The following is a 15,891-nucleotide window of genomic DNA, read 5'->3' on the forward strand; positions in this document are numbered from 1 at the left end:
AGGGCGCAGGATGGGGCACATGGACGCCGAGCTGTTCCCCCGAGGCCGTACCGAGATCGCGCCGGGCGCCGTCCACCTGCCGGACCGGCTGGACGCCGGGCTCCAGCGCGAGCTGCTCGACGCCTGCCGCCGGTGGGCCCGCCCGCCCGCGGGACTGCGCACCGTCCGCACCCCCGGCGGCGGCACGATGACCGCCCGGCAGGTCTGCCTGGGATGGCACTGGGGCCCGGTGCGCGCCTGCCCGAGCTGCGGCCGGGCCGTGCGGGACAACCCGGACTGCCCCGGCCCGCACGCGTACCCGTACGCCTACTCCCGCACCGTCGTCGACGGTGACGGTGCCCCCGTCAAGCCCTTCCCCTCCCGGCTCGGCGACCTGGCCCGCCGCGCGGTGACCGACGCGCTGGGCGCGCGGGCGGTGCCGGCGGCGCCGTACGACATCGCACTCGTCAACTTCTACGACGCCGACGCCCGGATGGGCATGCACCGCGACGAGGACGAGCTGTCGGACGCGCCGGTGGTCTCGCTCAGCCTCGGCGACACCTGCGTCTTCCGCTTCGGCAACACCGAGACCCGCACCCGCCCCTACCGCGACGTCGAACTGCGCGGCGGCGACCTGTTCGTCTTCGGCGGCCCGGCGCGGTTCGCCTACCACGGGGTCCCGCGGGTACGCCCCGGAACGGCACCGCCGGAGCTGGGGCTCGTCGGGCGGCTGAACATCACCCTGCGGGTGAGCGGGCTCCGGAGGGCTTCCCTGCCGGGGACTTCCCCGGCACAGATCATGGGAGACTCGCCTCCATGAGCGGCAAGGCGGACCCCCGGAGAACGGCGGACGGTACCACCTCCAGGACGCGGCTGGACCGGGGGCGCGGGGCGCTCGGTCCCGCGTTGGAGCTCGTGCACACCGGACGCGCGCCCACCCGCGCCGTCCTCACCGCCGAACTCGGCGTGACCCGGGCGACGGCCGGCGCGGTCGCCGCCGAACTGGAGGCGCTCGGCCTGATCCGGGTCGACGCCCGGCCCGGCGCCCCCGCCGGTTCCCAGGGCCGGCCCTCGCACCGCCTCGCCGTCGCCGAGGACGGCCCCGTCGCCCTCGCCGCCCAGGTCCACGCCGACGGGTACCGGGCCGCGCTGGTCGGGCTCGGCGGCCGGATCGTCGCCACCACCCCCGGCTGCGAGATCGTCGACGCCGACCCGGCCAAGGTCCTCGGCTCCGTCGTGGAGGCCGGCGCCGAACTGCTGGAGCGCACCGGACGGCGCTGTGTCGGCGCCGGGCTCGCCGTACCGTCGGCGGTGGCCGAACCGGAGGGCCTCGCGCTCAACCCGCTGCACCTGGCCTGGCCGGCGGGCGCCCCCGTCCGGCAGATCTTCGCCGAGCGGGTGCGCGCCGCCGGCCTCGGCGGACCCGCCTTCACGGCCAACGACGTCAACCTCGCCGCCCTCGCCGAGCACCGGCACGGCGCCGGGCGCGGGTCACGCGACCTGCTCTGCGTGGCCACCGGCCACCGGGGCGTCGGCGGTGCCCTGGTCCTCGACGGCCGCCTGCACTCGGGCAGTTCCGGTCTGGCCCTGGAGGTCGGCCACCTCACCGTCAACCCCGAGGGCCGCCCCTGCCACTGCGGCAGCCGCGGCTGCCTGGACGTGGAGACCGACCCGCTGGCCTTCCTGACCGCGGCGGGACGCGAACCGGGCCCGGAGCAGTCCCTGCTCCAGCAGTCCGTCGACCTGGTCCGCGACCACTACACCGACCCGGCCGTGCGCACCGCCGCCGAGACCCTCCTCGACCGCCTCGGCCAGGGCCTGGCCGGTCTGGTGAACATCCTCAACCCGGACCGCATCGTCCTCGGCGGCCTCCACCGCGACCTGCTGCGCGCCGACCCCGACCGGCTGCGCGCGGTGATCGCCGGCCGCAGCCTGTGGGGACAGAGCGGCGGCGTCCCCGTCCTGCCCTGCGCGCTGGACCACAACAGCCTGGTGGGCGCCGCCGAACTGGCCTGGCAGCCGGTCCTCGACGACCCGCTGACGGTACTCGGCTGACCGCCGGGCCGGGCCCGTCGGCTCCTCGCCGGGCGCCGGCACCGTTCCCCGGAGAAGGAGCGGTCACCGCCCGGTCAGCCGGCGACGGCCGACCGGGCCGCGGCGGCGCGTGCCACCTGGGCGAACGGCTCGGCGGACACCTCCTCGGCCAGGCGCCGGGGCGGGCGGCCGGACAGGGCGGGCAGGGACGGTGGCGTGGTGAGGGCGAACCAGACGACCTTGCCGGACTCGCCGTCCGGCCGGGCGCCCCAGCTCTCGCTCATCGCGGCCACCATGGCGAGACCGCGCCCGCAGGTCGCGAGCGGCTCGGCCTCGTCCACCACGGGCAGCCGCGGGTCGCGGTCCCGTACCGACACCGTGAGCCGGTCGGGCAGCAGCTCGATCTCCACGGTGCACGTCTTGTCGGGCCGGGCATGCTGGTGGACGTTGGTCAACAGCTCCGTCACGCCGAGCGCGGCCCGGTCGATGAGGGAGTCGAGATGCCAGTAGCGCAATTGCGCAGATACGATTCTGCGGACCTGGCCGATCCGCGACGGCAGGGCTTGGAGCTCCACCGTGCAGTGCCTGCTTGGGTGACTGATCACGGCTGCGACTCCCCGACATAGAGGTCCGGAAGAACACTGAGGACGGATCCAGCAGGCGCCTGCGTCACGCGACCGCCTGCTGTCGTGGCCGGCGGGCTGGTTCGCAGCGTTATCGCCGGTAAACCCAGAGTGACGTGAGACCAGCGTGGCGCAAGGGGTGAGGCAGCGCAACTTACGGACATCTCACCCGCTGTGTCCCGCCGCCCGGCGCACGGCCTCGATGAACCGGCGTGCCGCCGCCGGCCCCGACTCGCCCGGCACCGGGTCCGACTCGCCGAGGGTCAGCAGGTACCGCTTGCCGTCCAGCTCCGCCAGGGCCCGGTCCCCCGGGGCGAACCAGGGCCTGGAGGCCCGCACCGACCGCACCGGCGCGCTGTCGATCTCGCTGCCGTAGCTGGTCAGCAGCTCCAGCCGGCCGTCGCTGATCCGCACCTGCCCGGCCCGCGTGAGCGAGCGGAGCCACTTGTCTATCCGCACCCCCGTCGCCGTGAACTCCGGCTCCGCCATGCCGCCGCCCCCTCGTGCGCGTCGGTGGCCGGACCGTGCTCCGGGCGGGCCGGTGCCGGCTCGTACAGTGATCCTGTGTGCCCCCGGGCGGGGCTCGGGTCCCACCCGGAGCAGTGTGCCCGCCCCCGGCGTGGAGCACCAGTGCGCGCGGGTGTCTTCCCGGTGCGGCCCGGAGCACTGGCGCGAATGCGCCCCCACCTCGCACCCCGCCCCGCCCCGCGTCCCGCTCCAGATGTTCCTTTGAGCCTCCCCAAGAGGTCTTTATGCAGGTGAGAGAGGTGCGGGAAACATGCTTATGATCGGCGCAGGCGGCCCGGCCGGGCGCCGTCGGCACCAGCGTGAGGAGCCGTGCCATGAGCACTTTCCAGCCCACCGGGACCGGTGCGACCCTGGACGTCGACCGCGGCGACACGGCGTACCGCGCGTGGCTGAAAGAGGCCGTCCGCAAGGTCCAGGCCGACGCCAACCGCTCGGCCGACACGCACCTGCTGCGGTTCCCGCTGCCCGAGCCCTGGGGCATCGACCTCTACCTCAAGGACGAGTCGACCCACCCGACCGGCAGCCTCAAACACCGGCTCGCCCGCTCCCTGTTCCTGTACGGCCTGTGCAACGGCTGGATCCGGCCGGGCCGTCCGGTGATCGAGGCGTCCAGCGGTTCGACGGCCGTCTCCGAGGCGTACTTCGCGAAGCTGATCGGCGTCCCCTTCATCGCCGTCATGCCGCGCACGACCAGCGCCGAGAAGATCCGCCTCATCGAATTCCACGGCGGACGGTGCCACTTCGTGGACGACTCGCGGAAGATGTACGAGGAGTCGGCCCGCCTCGCGGCGCAGACCGACGGGCACTACATGGACCAGTTCACCTACGCGGAGCGGGCCACCGACTGGCGCGGCAACAACAACATCGCCGAGTCGATCTTCCGGCAGCTGCGTCTGGAGCGGTTCCCGGAACCGGCCTGGATCGTCGCCACGGCCGGCACCGGCGGCACCTCCGCGACCCTCGCCCGCTACGTCCACTACATGCAGTACGACACCCGCATCTGCGTCGCCGACCCGGAGAACTCCTGCTTCTTCGACGGCTGGACCACCGGTGACCCGGACGTCACGTGCGACTGCGGCTCCCGGATCGAGGGCATCGGCCGGCCCCGCATGGAGCCGAGCTTCGTGCCGGGCGCGATCGACCGGATGATGAAGGTGCCCGACGCGGCGAGCGTCGCCGCGGTCCGCGCCCTGGAGCGGGTCATCGGCCGCAAGGCGGGCGGTTCCACCGGCACCGGCCTGTGGAGCGCGCTGAAGATCGTCGCCGAGATGGTGGCCGCGGGCCGCCGGGGCAGCGTGGTGACGCTGCTGTGCGACCCGGGGGACCGGTACCTCGACAAGTACTACTCCGACGCCTGGCTGGCCGAACAGGGCCTGAGCATCGAGCCGTACACCGCGGCCATCGAATCCCTGCTGCACACCGGCGTCTGGCCCGACTGACGGCCGGGCGCCGGCCGCATGACGTCCCCGCGCGCCCGCACGCGCCTGCCTCCGCAACGCAGCGTGGTACGCGGATCTCAGACGTCCCCGCGCGCCCGCACGCGCCTACGCACGCGCCGAGCGCCGGTCCAGCGCGCCGACCGCCCCCTTGAACGCCCGCCCCGGACCGGGCCGCGCGCCGCGCAGCACCAGCCGGAAGAGCACCGTCCCGTCCGCGGCGACGGCCCACCGCACCCGCGTCCCGCCCCGCGGCAGACCAGCCGTACCGGAGCCGCCGCCAGGAAGTCCAGTTCCACCGGATGCCGGCGGCGTCCGTCAGCCGTCCTGCTCCGGCTCGCCCGTCACGGCCCCCGCCACGACCACCCGCACATGCTCCGCGACCTCAGCGCGCGCCTCCTCGGGCAGCCCCGCGTCCGTCACCAGCGTGTCCACCCGTGTCAGCTCCGCGAACGAACTCAGGCCCACCACACCCCACTTGGTGTGATCGGCGACCACGACGACGCGCCGCGCCGACTGCACCAGCCGCCGGTTGGTCTCGGCCTCCGCGAGATTGGGCGTGGACAGCCCCGCCTCCACCGATATGCCGTGCACACCCAGGAAGAGCACGTCGAAGTGGAGCGCCGCGATCGCCTGGTCGGCCACCGGGCCCACCAGCGAGTCGGACGGCGTGCGCACCCCGCCGGTCAGCACCACCGTCGCCGCGGCCTGCCGCGCCCCCGAGGTGCGCTGCGCCGCGTGGAAGACGTCGGCCACCCGCACCGAGTTGGTCACCACCGTCAGGTCCGGCACGTCGACCAGCCGGTGCGCCAGCGCGTACGTCGTCGTGCCGCCCGACAGCGCGATCGCCGCGCCCGGCGCGACCAGTTCCGCCGCGGCCCGCGCGATCTCCTCCTTGGCGGTCGGCTCCAGACCCGACTTGGCCTCGAAACCGGGCTCGTGCGTACTCGCCTCGACCACCGGCACCGCACCGCCGTGCACCTTCTCCAGCACACCCTGCCGGGCCAGCGCGTCCAGATCGCGGCGGACCGTCATGTCCGACACGCCGAGCCGGCGGGTCAGCTCGTTGACCCGGACGCCGCCACGGCGCCGGACCTCGTCGAGGATCAGGGCCCGCCGCTGCTCCGCGAGGAGGTTCTGATTCTCGCTCACGTACGCTCCGGTCCTTTCGCCGCCACCAGTCCGACCCGCCCGGCGCGCCCGCTCCGACGAGGGCGTCCGCACGCCCCGGTGCGCCGACGCACCATCCTCGCACGCCCCGTCACGGAGCGCCCCACCGCCCACCCGTCGCGCACATGTCACTCAGACCTCACCGGAACGCCGCCAGTCACACGCTTGGGGGAGATTCCGTGGGAAGGGGTGTACGCGGCCCGCTCAGCGGAGATCCTGTGCCCGCACGCACACAGCCGACGGCGCGTCACGGGGGAAGTGCGACACAGTGGAACAGGCGCAGGAACGGTCCGCACACCAGGGCACGGCGGACGGCGGACAGGGCACCGGCACCGCCCTGGAACTCCTGGTGCACGGCGTGGGCGGCACCACCCCGCAGGAGATGCTCGACGACCCGCGCACGGTGCGGGTCACCGGCGACGACATCGCGGCCGTCTTCCGCCGCGCCGAGGACGCCGACGCCGAGGCACGCCCCGAGGACTACCGGGACAGACCGGTGCCCGAGGCGTACGTCTGGTGCAACCTCACCTCCGGCGACGGCACCCGCGCCCTGTGGCTGCTGCTCCTGCCCTTCATGGTGGCCAACCTCGCCCACTGGATGCGCCCCGCCGCCACCGGACACACCCGGACGGTGCGCCTGTACGGCCTGCTGGTCCGGCTCGCCGGACTGACCCTGACGGTGCTGCTGGTCGCCGCCGCCGCCGAGGTCGCCCTGGACCTCGCGGCCTGGCAGTGCGCGGGCACCGAGGCGTGCGCCGTGCGCCACTCCTGGCTGGGCTTCCTCTCCCCGGCCGGCCCCGACGCCGGCTGGTGGAGCGCCCCCGGCCGCCGGCTCGCCCTGGCCGCCCTGGTGCCCGCCGCGCTCACCGGCCTGCTCTGGTACCTGTCCCTGCGCACCTGGCGCGCCTACGAGTCCCAGCAGCCGATGGAGCGCGATCCGGAAGCCGGGACGGAGACCGGGCACAACGCCCTGGGCCGGCCCGGGTTCTGGTACGGGCGCCGGCTGGTGGCCCGGCTGCGCGCCGCGCACACCGCCGCCGGACTGCTGACCGTCGCCGCCGCCCTCGCCGTACCCGCGGCCCGCTTCGACCGCCGGGCCGGCGGCCCCGCGCTCCTGGACACCGCCGGGTGGCTCCTCCAGGCCGCCCTGGTCGTCATGGCCGCCGTCGTGGTGGGCGTGGTCTGCCGCCGGGGCCGCGGCGAACGGCACCTCGACCGGGGGCTCGACGAACACCTCGTACGGCGGCTGCCGCTCGCCGCGCTCGCCCTGCTGCCGCTCGCCGCGGTGTACGCCGGGTGGCGGCGGCCGGGGTGGGCGTCCGCCGGGCGGCTGCCGGGCGACGCGGTCTTCGGCGGCCTCGCCCTGGCCCAGGGGCTGCTGGTCGTCGCCCTCGCCGTCGTCGCCCACGTGCTGCACCGGGCCGCGCCCGACCCGCGTGCCGCGATGCGGGGCCTGGGCGGACCCGCCGTCGCGATGCTGGCCTGCGCCCTCGGCGGCGTCATGTCCGGCGGCGTCGCCCAGCGGGTGTCGGACTGGCTGGACGGCACCGGCACCTCGCTCGCCGGTCCGCCGGTCCTGCTGACCTGGCAGGCGTCCGTGATCCCGCCGCTGCTCGTCGTGGTCCTCGCGCTGTGCGCCCTGCTCGCCCGGCGCACCTGGTCCCGGGCCCGCGCCGAACGCGCCGCCGTGGCCGGCGACCACGCGGCCGAGGCCGGTGACCCGGCCCGTACCCGCCGGATCGCCGCCGCCCGCGCGATGGCCGGCCTCACCGACCTGGCACCGCTCCTGGTCGCCGTCGTCTCCACCGCGACCTTCCTGCTCGGCATGGGCGCCCTGGCCGGCGCCCTGACCACCGGACGGACCCCGGCGAAGGCCGCGGAAGGGACGTACGCCGTCGTGCACGGCGCCGCCCAGACCGCGCAGGCCGTGGGCTCCTGGCTGATCGGCCTCGGCTTCATACTGTTCGTCACCTGGGGCCGCCGCGCCTACAAGGACGCCTCCGCGCGGCGCACCATCGGCATCCTGTGGGACGTCGGCACCTTCTGGCCGCGCGCCGCCCACCCCTTCGCCCCGCCCTGCTACGCCGAGCGCGCCGTGCCCGACCTGACCTGGCGCATGGCCACCTGGACCCGGGCCACCGGAGGGAAGCTGGTGCTGTCCGGGCACTCCCAGGGCAGCGTGCTCGCCGCCGCCGCGGCCTGGCAACTGGAGCCGTCCGCCCGCGGCCGGGTCGCCCTGCTCACCTACGGCTCCCCGCTGGAGCGGCTCTACGGCCGCTGGTTCCCCGCCCACTTCGGACCGGCCGCGCTCGCCTCCCTGCACGGGGAGATCGACTGCTGGCGCAACCTGTACCGGCACACCGACCCGATCGGCGGCCCGGTCCGGCTGCCCGGCGACTGCGGCCCGGAGGTCGACCGCGAGGCCCTCAAGGACCCGCTCTCCTACGGCCGCACCGCCGAGCACCCGCTGCCCGCGCCGATCCTCGGGCACGGCGACTACCAGGCCGACCCGGCGTTCGCCGAGGAACGCCGGCGGCTGCTGGGCCGGCTCCGCCCCCAGGTGCCGGCACCCCGGCCCGAGGAGGACGGGACCCGGGCGGTGCCGGGCGCCGACGGCGGACCTCAGGGCTGCTCGGGCAGGTCCTCGGCGTAGAGCAGGGTCAGCTCGTCCGTGCTGGGGTCCGCGACCTGCGCGACCCGGCTCGCGTGCCGCTCCACCATCGCCTCGAAGGTCTGGCGCGCGGTACGTCCGTTGCCGAACGCGGGCCCCTTGGGCAGCGCCGCGAAGTACTTCAGCAGCCCCTCGGCCGCGCCCGGCGCCAGCCGGTACTCGTGCTCGTCGGCCTGCTGCTCCACGATCCGCAGCAGCTCCTCGGGCCCGTAGTCGCCGAAGGTGATGGTCCGTGAGAAACGGGACGCCACACCGGGGTTGACGGACAGGAACCGCTCCATCTCCGCCGTGTAGCCCGCGACGATCACCACGACCGCGTCGCGGTGGTCCTCCATCAGCTTCACGAGGGTGTCGATGGCCTCCTTGCCGAAGTCGCGGCCCGCGTCCTCCGGGGAGAGCGCGTACGCCTCGTCGATGAACAGCACCCCGCCGTGCGCCTTCTGGAACGCCTCCTGGGTGCGGATCGCCGTGGAGCCGATGTGCTCGCCGACCAGGTCCACCCGGGACACCTCGACCAGGTGGCCCTTCTCCAGGACGCCCAGGGAGGCCAGGATCTCGCCGTACAGCCGGGCCACCGTGGTCTTGCCGGTGCCGGGGGAGCCGGTGAAGACCAGGTGCCGCTTGACCGACGCCGCCTTCAGACCCGCCTGCTGCCGGCGCCGGCCCACCTCGATCATGTCGATCAGGGCGCGCACCTCGCGCTTGACGCTCTCCAGGCCCACCAGGGCGTCGAGTTCGCCGAGGACGTCCTGCGAGTCCCGGGCCGGCCGCTCGGGCACGGCGGCCGTGACGAGGGGCTCCTGCTCGGTGCTGCGCTGCCCGGGGATCGAGCCCAGCAGCCCGGGGGAGCGGGTCACCGCCTGCACGGCGGGCTCCCGTGTCTCGGGCGGCGTCCGCAGGCTCGTGCTCTCGTCGCTGGTGCAGTCCTCGACCACGGGTCCCGCGTCGCCCGCGTCCGGCCCGGCGTCCGCGAACTCGTACCCGCCGCGCGCGCACCGCTCGGTGCGGCACTTGCGCAGCGTGGTGCGGCAGCCGTCGATCACGTGGAAGCCGTAGCCGCCGCTGTTGGTCACCCGGCAGTTCAGGAAACTGCCGCGGCCGCCGGCCGACACATAGGCGCCGGCCTCGCCGGGGGAGTCGATGGTGCAGCGCTCGATGGTCGGGTCGGCGCCCTTGGTGACGATCACGCCGGTGCGGGTGGAGTCGATGGAGCAGTTGTTCAGCGTGCCGCCGCTGCCGTGGTCGCGGAACCAGGCGCCGGTCGCCGCCTCCCGGATGCGGCAGTCGTCGAGCTGGGCGGTGGCGCCGTCGCTCACCGACACGGCGGTGTTGCGCACCTGCGACAGGTCGCTGTCGACGACGTCGGCGCGCGAGCCCCGGTCGAGGACGAACAGGGCGTCCGGCACGTCGTGCACCCGGCAGGAGTCGAGCACGGCGGTGGCGCCGTCGCTGATCCAGACGGCCGGGTAGTCGCCCGTGCTGTCGAAGATCTCGCACTGGTTGGCGTCCACGCGGGTGCCCGGGTCCCACACCGACAGGCCGTTGCGGCCGAACTGCCGCACGCTGGTGCGGGTCAGGGTGAGGACGGAACGGGAACGCAGGTCCACCGCGTTCTCGGGGATGTCGTGAATGCGGCAGTCGGCGAGGGTGAGCACCGCGTCGGTGTCCAGCGTGATGCCGTCGGCGGTGGTGCGGTGCACGTCGCAGTCGGTGAGGTGCGCGGTGGCCCGGCCGGTGACCTGGACGCCGCTGCCCCGCACCTCGTAGATCTCGCACCCCACGGCCTCCAGCGAGGAGTGCTCGCCCGTCGCCGTCAGGCCCGAGCCGGCGGCGTGGTGGACGCGGCAGCGGTCCAGCCGGGGGCGGGCGCCGGAGCGCACCGCGACGCCCTCCTGGCCGGCCGCGACGACCTCGCACTCCTCGAACACCCCGCCCCCGCCGTCGACCACGGCGATGCCGATGCCCGCCGGGTTGTCGACGGTGCACCGCCGCACCGTCGGCCGCGCACCGCCGCGCACCTCTATCCCGGCGGCGGACCGGGTGACGACCCGGACGTCGAGCAGTTCCGGGGTGCCCTCCTCGATCAGTACGGCGGGTGCCGCCGCGTCCTGTCCCTCGACGTGCAGGTCCTGCACCACGGCCGAGGCGCACACGGTGAGCGGCACCCCGTCCACGGGCGCGATCCGCACCGATCCGTGGGAGCCGTCGGGACCGCGCAGGGTCACCGCCCGCCGCACCACGAGGTTCTCCCGGTAGGTGCCGGGGGCGATGGTGAGCACGTCACCGTCGGCCGCGGCCTCCAGGGCGGCGGCGAGTGATGCGTACTCGCCCGTGCGGCGCCGCCACCGCGACGTGCCGGTGTGCGTCACCTGGACCGTGCCCTGTGCCATGGCGTTGCTGTGCCCCCACCTCGTTGGTTCGATGGCTCGTTCACCGCCGGGGCGTGCCCCGGTGGTCTCTCACGCGCGGGTCGATGCCGAAACGGGTTCGGCCGGTCCACCGTAGCGTGCGCCGGAGGGGTGGACCGACCGGAGGCGGAAGCCGGTCAACTGCCGGTGCCCGTCCTGCCCCAGTCCGGACCGGCCTGCTCCCACGCCTGGTCGAGGCGGGCGTAGCGGCGGCGGACCATGCGCCAGACGACCAGCCGCCGCGCTCCTTCGGCCAGGGCGGCGGCCGCGAAGGCGGCGCCGGTCCCGGCGAGCACGGCGTGGGTCGCGGCGGTGGCGGCGTCGAGCGGGCGGGCCACCGTCCGGCCGTGCTCGTCCGTCCATATCGGGAACCGGTCGCCGGGGTGCGGGCCGTCGGCGACCGTCAGGACGGGGCCGTGCCGGGCGGAGCCGTCCGGTGCCGTCCACTCGGCGAGGACACGGCTGCGCGGGGGAGCCGCGGCGGCGGCCTCCGGGTCGACGTCCAGCGGCGAGGGGTCCAGCTCTCGGACGACGGTGGCCGTCACCCGGTGGCGGGCCTCCTGCTGGTCGTGGACCGAGCGTCGCAGGGCGTCGGCGGCGGCCGTGCCCACCCGTACGCCCACCACGGGTGCGACGCACACGATCAGCACCAGGGTGGCCAGCGCCACCCAGGCCTCGGCCAGGTCGGTCGCGCGGCGCAGCGGATTGTGCCGCCAGCGCCACAGCCCCCCGATCGCTCGCACGGTCCGCACCCCCTTCCCGCTCTGCTCCGCTCCGTGATAACCCCGGACCGAGCCGTTCATGAGCGCGGCCGTCGAAGAGAGAGCGAGATCACCCCCCGGCGGCTCCCGCCGGGCGCCCCGGCGGACCTCTCATGAACTTCTCATCCGGGTCAACGCGCGGGCCCCGCCCCCGGGTTCCCGCCGGCAGACCGGTGCTCCGCCGGATCAGCCGTCGACGGTGACGGGGTCGCCGACGCGGACCGTGCCGCGGGTCAGCGGCACCAGGTTCTGTCCGAAGAGCAGCTTGCCGCCGTGCCGGCGGTGCCGCCCCAGGGTGTGCAGGGGTTCCCGGCCGCGGGCGGCGGTGTCCTGGTCGGTGGTGGTCACCACACAGCGTCCGCTCGGCTTGGCGACCCGGAAGGAGGCCTCGCCGATGGTCACGCGCGACCAGCCGTCCTCCGCCCACGCCTCGGTGCCGGACACCACCACGTTGGGCCGGAAGCGGTCCATGGGCAGCGGGCCCTCCGCGGCGTGATCACCCCGCGCGATCAGCGAGTTGAGGGCGTCCAGGGAGGCCGTGGCCGTCAGCAGCAGCGGGTAGCCGTCGGCGAAGGACACGGTCTCGCCCGGTCGCGCGTACGCCGGGTCGACGGGCCGGCGGGTGGCGGGGTCGTCCAGGTACACCAGCCGGGTCCGCGCCCCCACATAGGCACCGCACCACGCGTGCGCCGCCTCGTCGGCGGCCGGTGTCACCCGGACCTTGTCACGGAAGAGCTCCACCGTGACCGTCTCCCCAGGGTCCGGGACGGGTACCGACAGCGGCCGCGCGCCGGGCGCGGACAGCCGTATGCCGCCGCCGGGCAGCGGCTCGGCGGCGGCCAGCGCGAGGCGTGGCCGCTGGCGTTGCGTGACGACCTTTCCCCCGTCGTCGACCAGCATCCAGCGCCGGTCCCCGGCCAGCCCCCAGGGCTCCACCTCCGCCTCCCGGGGCGCGAAGCCCCGGAACGCCTTGACCGGATGTACGTGAATCGACCGCAGTCGCGCGTTCCCCATGGGGCCATCGTGCCAGGCGGCACCGACAGCCGGGCCGGCTCAGTAGCCCCGGTACTGCTGGTTGTTGTACGGGTCCTGGTACGGAGCCGGGGCCGGTGCGGGCCGGGGCGCCGCGGGGCGCATCGCCTCGTACCCCGCCGGGGCGGGCGCTGCCGGACGGGGCTGCTGGGGCTGCTGGGGTGCGGGGTAGCCGCGCGGCGCCGACATCTGCTGCGGGATGTAGGGGGCCGGGGCCTGCTGCAGCGGCGCGGGCTGGGGGGCCTGCTGCGGATAGCCGTAGGAGGGCTGGGAGGGCGCGGCCGGCAGGGCGGGAAGGGCCGACGGGAGGGCGGGCAGATGGCTGCCCGGGGCGTCGTACGCGGCGGGGACCCGGATCGGGGCGATCTGCGGGGTGCCCCGTTCGGCCACGAGCGAGTCGTAGATCGGGGTGTCCGGGAAGGAGGCGGAGTAGTAGCCGCCGCCATAGGTGGAGCGGGGGGAGGTCATGGCACATAAGTTAAGCCCACGATGTGCTGGTTGGGGAGACCGATAAGAGGGTTGTTTTCCGTGTCCGCCGTGACCGGAGATCCCCAATGCGAGCGAACTCGATGAAAAAGGGCATGCCCGGAACGCGATCTTCTGATAAAGGCGGACTTGCGCGCGTGTTACCGACCGGTTGCGACCCGGCTCCACGGCTCCGTCCGCCCGGGCCGGCGGCCGGGCGGGGGCGGGAAGGCGCCGCGCGCGGCAGAATGGACGGACCGCGCGGAACGCGCCCAGGGGCGTTGTCAGCAAGACATAAAGGGGGCCGGACATGCTCATGGCCAAAGGGGCGAACACCGTGGTGCCGACGGGGGCGCTGCGGGTGGAAATGGGCTGGCGTTCCGGACCGGGTGTGCCCGACGTGGACGCCTCGGCACTGCTCCTGGTGAACGGAAAAGTCCGTTCCGACGCGGACTTCGTCTTCTACAACCAGCCGGCGCACACCTCCGGCGCCGTCCGCCACGAGGGCAAGCGGGAGGCCGGCGGCCGGGTGACCGACAGCCTGCTCGTCGACCTCGCGGGCCTGGAGCCCGCCGTCGAGACCGTGATCCTCGCCGCCTCCGCCGACGGCGGTTCCTTCGGCCAGGTCCCCGGCCTCCGCGTCGAGGTCCGCGACGCGGCGCGGGGCACGGTGGCGGCCCGCTTCGACAACCCGGGGGCGACGGTCGAAACGGCCTTCGTCCTGGGCGAGTTCTACCGCCGCCAGGGCAGCTGGAAGTTCCGCGCCGTCGGCCAGGGCTACCGCAGCGGGCTGGAGGGCCTGGCCACGGACTACGGCATCACGGTGGACGAGCCGGAGCGGACGCCCTCGCCCCCGTCCCCGGCCACGCCGGCGCCTCCGCCCCCGGCCACGCCGGTCCGCCTGACGAAGGTCACGCTCACCAAGGCCGCCCCGTCCGTCTCCCTGGCCAAACAGGGCGGCACCTCCGGCGCCCTGCACGTCAACCTCAACTGGGAGACGCGCGGGGAGCTTTCCGGCTGGGCGCGCAAGCTGAGCCGGGCCCTCGCCCCGCAGAGCGGCCCCGACCTCGACCTGTGCGCCCTGTACGAACTCGCCGACGGCAGCAAGGGAGTCGTCCAGTCCCTCGGCAACGCCTTCGGCGCCCTGGACCGGCCCCCGTTCATCCACCTCGACGGCGACGACCGCACCGGCGCCGTCGCGAACGGCGAGAACCTCACCGTCAACCTCGACCACCGGCGCGACTTCCGCCGCATCCTCGTCTTCGTCACCGTCTACGAGGGAGCACGCTCCTTCGCCGGCCTGAACGCCACGGTCACCCTCCGGCCGCAGCACGGCGCCCCGGTCGACTTCTCGCTCGACGAGTGCACGGTCCCCTCGACGGTGTGCGCGCTCGCCCTGATCACCCGCACCGGCGACGACCTCGTCGTCCAGCGCGAGGCCCGCTACCTGGTCCCCGAGCGCGGCGTCAGCCCCCAGCGCACCGTCGACCGGGCCTACGGCTGGGGCATGGACTGGACGCCCGGCCGCAAGTGAGCGGAGACGTTCCCCCCGGGGGCGCGGTCAGCTCTCCTCCGGCACGGCCTCCGGACGGGCGTAGGTACGGCCCTTCCAGGCCGCGCCCCGCCCCCGGTGGTGCCGCACCGCCGAGTCCACCGTCATCAGCAGGTACAGGCCCGCGGTGAACGGCAGCAGCGGCGCGAGCCACGGCGGCTGCCCGTAGTAGCGCAGCATCGGCAGGTACGTCCCCGCCATCACCAGCCACGCCAGACCGCCGGGGACGGCGCACGCCGCGCTCCCGGTGACCGCGCCCGCGATCAGCGCGACGGGCGGGACCAGGTACACCAGCGCCAGACCGGCGACCGTGCCGAGCAGCACCAGCGGGTTGTGCCGCAACTGGGTGTACGCGCTGCGCGCCACCATCCGCCACAGATCGGCGAGCCGCGGATACGGCCGCACGCTGTCCACCCGGTCGGCCAGCCCCAGCCAGATGTGCCCGCCGGAGCGCTTGACGGCCCGGGCGAGGGCCACGTCGTCGATCACGGCCTGCCGGACGGCCTCCGGGATCCGGGCCCGCTCGGCGGCCTCCGTCCGCAGCAGCACGCAGCCGCCCGCCGCCGCGGCCGTCCGCGACCCGCGCCGGCCGATCCGGCGGAACGGGTACAGCTGCGCGAAGAAGTACACGAAGGCCGGTACGACGAGCCGCTCCCACCCGCTCGCCACCCGCAGCCGCGCCATCAGCGACACCGCGTCGAAGCCACCGGTACGGGCCGCCGCCACCAGCTCCCGCAGACTGTCCGGGGCGTGGGCGATGTCGGCGTCCGTCAGCAGCAGGTACTCCGGTCCACGCGCGCGTGCCAGCCCGATCCCGTGCCGCACCGCCCAGAGCTTGCCGGTCCAGCCCGGGGGCGGCTCGCCGGGGGAGGCGACGGTGAGCGGCAGTCCGCCCACGCCCAGGGCCAGCTCGCGCGCCAGGGCACCGGTGCCGTCCGTGCTGCCGTCGTCGATCAGGAAGATCTCTGCCCGTCCCGGATAGTCCTGGGCGAGCAGCGACGGCAGGCTGCGGGGCAGCACCGCCGCCTCGTCCCGGGCGGGCACGACGACGCACACGGACGGCCAGCGGCCGGGGCCGGGAGCCCGGAAGCGGGGCGGCAGCCTGACGTCGGTGCGCCAGAAGAAGCCCTGGCAGAGCAGCAGCCACAGCCAGGCGGCGAGTGAGACGGCGGAGATCCAGGCAACGGCGTTCACGTGCGCAGTCTTACCCACCGCGCGGGGCCGCCGAGGCA

The 15,891-nt window shown here is 74.9% G+C and carries 14 protein-coding genes; 5 read left to right on the forward strand and 9 right to left on the reverse strand.

Features of this window, described 5'->3' with window-relative positions:
• Window positions 1-19: 19 nt before the first annotated feature.
• Together ACIQR3_RS36805 and ACIQR3_RS36810 are read left to right on the forward strand one after the other, a co-directional pair.
• A complete protein-coding gene (locus ACIQR3_RS36805; protein ID WP_403545734.1) occupies window positions 20-799 on the forward strand; it encodes an alpha-ketoglutarate-dependent dioxygenase AlkB family protein in 780 nt (259 codons plus the stop codon).
• Window positions 796-2,034, forward strand: coding sequence for an ROK family protein (locus ACIQR3_RS36810; protein WP_403545735.1), 1,239 nt, complete (start codon window positions 796-798; stop codon window positions 2,032-2,034). The genes ACIQR3_RS36805 and ACIQR3_RS36810 overlap by 4 nt, the downstream gene beginning before the upstream one ends.
• 74 nt (window positions 2,035-2,108) lie before the next feature.
• Here ACIQR3_RS36810 and ACIQR3_RS36815 read toward each other — a convergent pair whose 3' ends face one another.
• Both ACIQR3_RS36815 and ACIQR3_RS36820 read right to left on the reverse strand, forming a co-directional pair.
• Window positions 2,109-2,618, reverse strand: a complete 510-nt coding sequence (locus ACIQR3_RS36815; protein WP_403545737.1) for an ATP-binding protein — start codon at window positions 2,616-2,618, stop codon at window positions 2,109-2,111.
• A gap of 183 nt (window positions 2,619-2,801) precedes the next feature.
• Window positions 2,802-3,125, reverse strand: a complete 324-nt coding sequence (locus ACIQR3_RS36820) for a hypothetical protein (RefSeq protein WP_403545739.1) — start codon at window positions 3,123-3,125, stop codon at window positions 2,802-2,804.
• Between the two features lie 353 nt (window positions 3,126-3,478).
• Here ACIQR3_RS36820 and ACIQR3_RS36825 point away from each other — a divergent pair, with 353 nt between their 5' ends.
• Window positions 3,479-4,603 carry a PLP-dependent cysteine synthase family protein gene (locus ACIQR3_RS36825; protein ID WP_403545741.1) on the forward strand — a complete coding sequence of 375 codons (1,125 nt, stop codon included), beginning with the start codon at window positions 3,479-3,481 and terminating at the stop codon, window positions 4,601-4,603.
• Window positions 4,604-4,708: 105 nt separating this feature from the next.
• On the opposite strand, the gene ACIQR3_RS36830 is transcribed toward ACIQR3_RS36825, so the two are convergent.
• Together ACIQR3_RS36830 and ACIQR3_RS36835 are read right to left on the reverse strand one after the other, a co-directional pair.
• Window positions 4,709-4,837, reverse strand: a complete 129-nt coding sequence (locus tag ACIQR3_RS36830; protein ID WP_403545743.1) for a hypothetical protein — start codon at window positions 4,835-4,837, stop codon at window positions 4,709-4,711.
• A gap of 81 nt (window positions 4,838-4,918) precedes the next feature.
• Window positions 4,919-5,752 (reverse strand): DeoR/GlpR family DNA-binding transcription regulator, encoded by an 834-nt coding sequence (locus tag ACIQR3_RS36835; RefSeq protein ID WP_403545745.1) that lies wholly within the window; start codon window positions 5,750-5,752, stop codon window positions 4,919-4,921.
• 286 nt (window positions 5,753-6,038) lie between these two features.
• Here ACIQR3_RS36835 and ACIQR3_RS36840 point away from each other — a divergent pair, with 286 nt between their 5' ends.
• Window positions 6,039-8,423, forward strand: coding sequence for a hypothetical protein (locus ACIQR3_RS36840; protein WP_403545747.1), 2,385 nt, complete (start codon window positions 6,039-6,041; stop codon window positions 8,421-8,423).
• Here ACIQR3_RS36840 and ACIQR3_RS36845 read toward each other — a convergent pair.
• The 4 genes from ACIQR3_RS36845 to ACIQR3_RS36860 all read right to left on the reverse strand — a co-directional run bounded on the left by ACIQR3_RS36845 (window position 8,393) and on the right by ACIQR3_RS36860 (window position 13,110).
• A complete protein-coding gene (locus ACIQR3_RS36845; protein WP_403545749.1) occupies window positions 8,393-10,831 on the reverse strand; it encodes a right-handed parallel beta-helix repeat-containing protein in 2,439 nt (812 codons plus the stop codon). The genes ACIQR3_RS36840 and ACIQR3_RS36845 overlap by 31 nt on opposite strands.
• Window positions 10,832-10,986: 155 nt before the next feature.
• Window positions 10,987-11,592 (reverse strand): hypothetical protein, encoded by a 606-nt coding sequence (locus ACIQR3_RS36850; protein ID WP_403545750.1) that lies wholly within the window; start codon window positions 11,590-11,592, stop codon window positions 10,987-10,989.
• 204 nt (window positions 11,593-11,796) lie between these two features.
• Entirely contained in the window at window positions 11,797-12,624 is an 828-nt protein-coding gene (locus ACIQR3_RS36855; RefSeq protein ID WP_403545753.1) for an MOSC domain-containing protein, read from the reverse strand.
• Between the two features lie 39 nt (window positions 12,625-12,663).
• Window positions 12,664-13,110: a DUF6643 family protein gene (locus ACIQR3_RS36860; protein ID WP_403545755.1), complete on the reverse strand. Its 447-nt coding sequence runs from the start codon at window positions 13,108-13,110 to the stop codon at window positions 12,664-12,666.
• 313 nt (window positions 13,111-13,423) lie between these two features.
• On the opposite strand from ACIQR3_RS36860, the gene ACIQR3_RS36865 reads away from it, so the two are divergent.
• Window positions 13,424-14,641, forward strand: a complete 1,218-nt coding sequence (locus tag ACIQR3_RS36865; protein WP_403545786.1) for a TerD family protein — start codon at window positions 13,424-13,426, stop codon at window positions 14,639-14,641.
• Between the two features lie 27 nt (window positions 14,642-14,668).
• On the opposite strand, the gene ACIQR3_RS36870 is transcribed toward ACIQR3_RS36865, so the two are convergent.
• Complete coding sequence (locus tag ACIQR3_RS36870) at window positions 14,669-15,853, reverse strand: glycosyltransferase (protein ID WP_403545756.1); 1,185 nt, start codon at window positions 15,851-15,853, stop codon at window positions 14,669-14,671.
• Window positions 15,854-15,891 lie beyond the last annotated feature (38 nt).

It is taken from the genome of Streptomyces sp. NPDC090994 (assembly GCF_044768905.1).
In the GTDB taxonomy this organism is placed as follows: Bacteria; Actinomycetota; Actinomycetes; order Streptomycetales; family Streptomycetaceae; genus Streptomyces.

Bases quoted from the DNA above. Each gene is read 5' to 3' on its own strand.
- ACIQR3_RS36805 (WP_403545734.1), top strand. From the start codon at position 20: ATGGACGCCGAGCTGTTCCCCCGAGGCCGTACCGAGATCGCGCCGGGC.
- ACIQR3_RS36810 (WP_403545735.1), top strand. From the start codon at position 796: ATGAGCGGCAAGGCGGACCCCCGGAGAACGGCGGACGGTACCACCTCC.
- ACIQR3_RS36820 (WP_403545739.1), bottom strand. From the start codon at position 3,125: ATGGCGGAGCCGGAGTTCACGGCGACGGGGGTGCGGATAGACAAGTGG.
- ACIQR3_RS36825 (WP_403545741.1), top strand. From the start codon at position 3,479: ATGAGCACTTTCCAGCCCACCGGGACCGGTGCGACCCTGGACGTCGAC.
- ACIQR3_RS36845 (WP_403545749.1), bottom strand. From the start codon at position 10,831: ATGGCACAGGGCACGGTCCAGGTGACGCACACCGGCACGTCGCGGTGG.
- ACIQR3_RS36855 (WP_403545753.1), bottom strand. From the start codon at position 12,624: ATGGGGAACGCGCGACTGCGGTCGATTCACGTACATCCGGTCAAGGCG.
- ACIQR3_RS36860 (WP_403545755.1), bottom strand. From the start codon at position 13,110: ATGACCTCCCCCCGCTCCACCTATGGCGGCGGCTACTACTCCGCCTCC.
- ACIQR3_RS36865 (WP_403545786.1), top strand. From the start codon at position 13,424: ATGGCCAAAGGGGCGAACACCGTGGTGCCGACGGGGGCGCTGCGGGTG.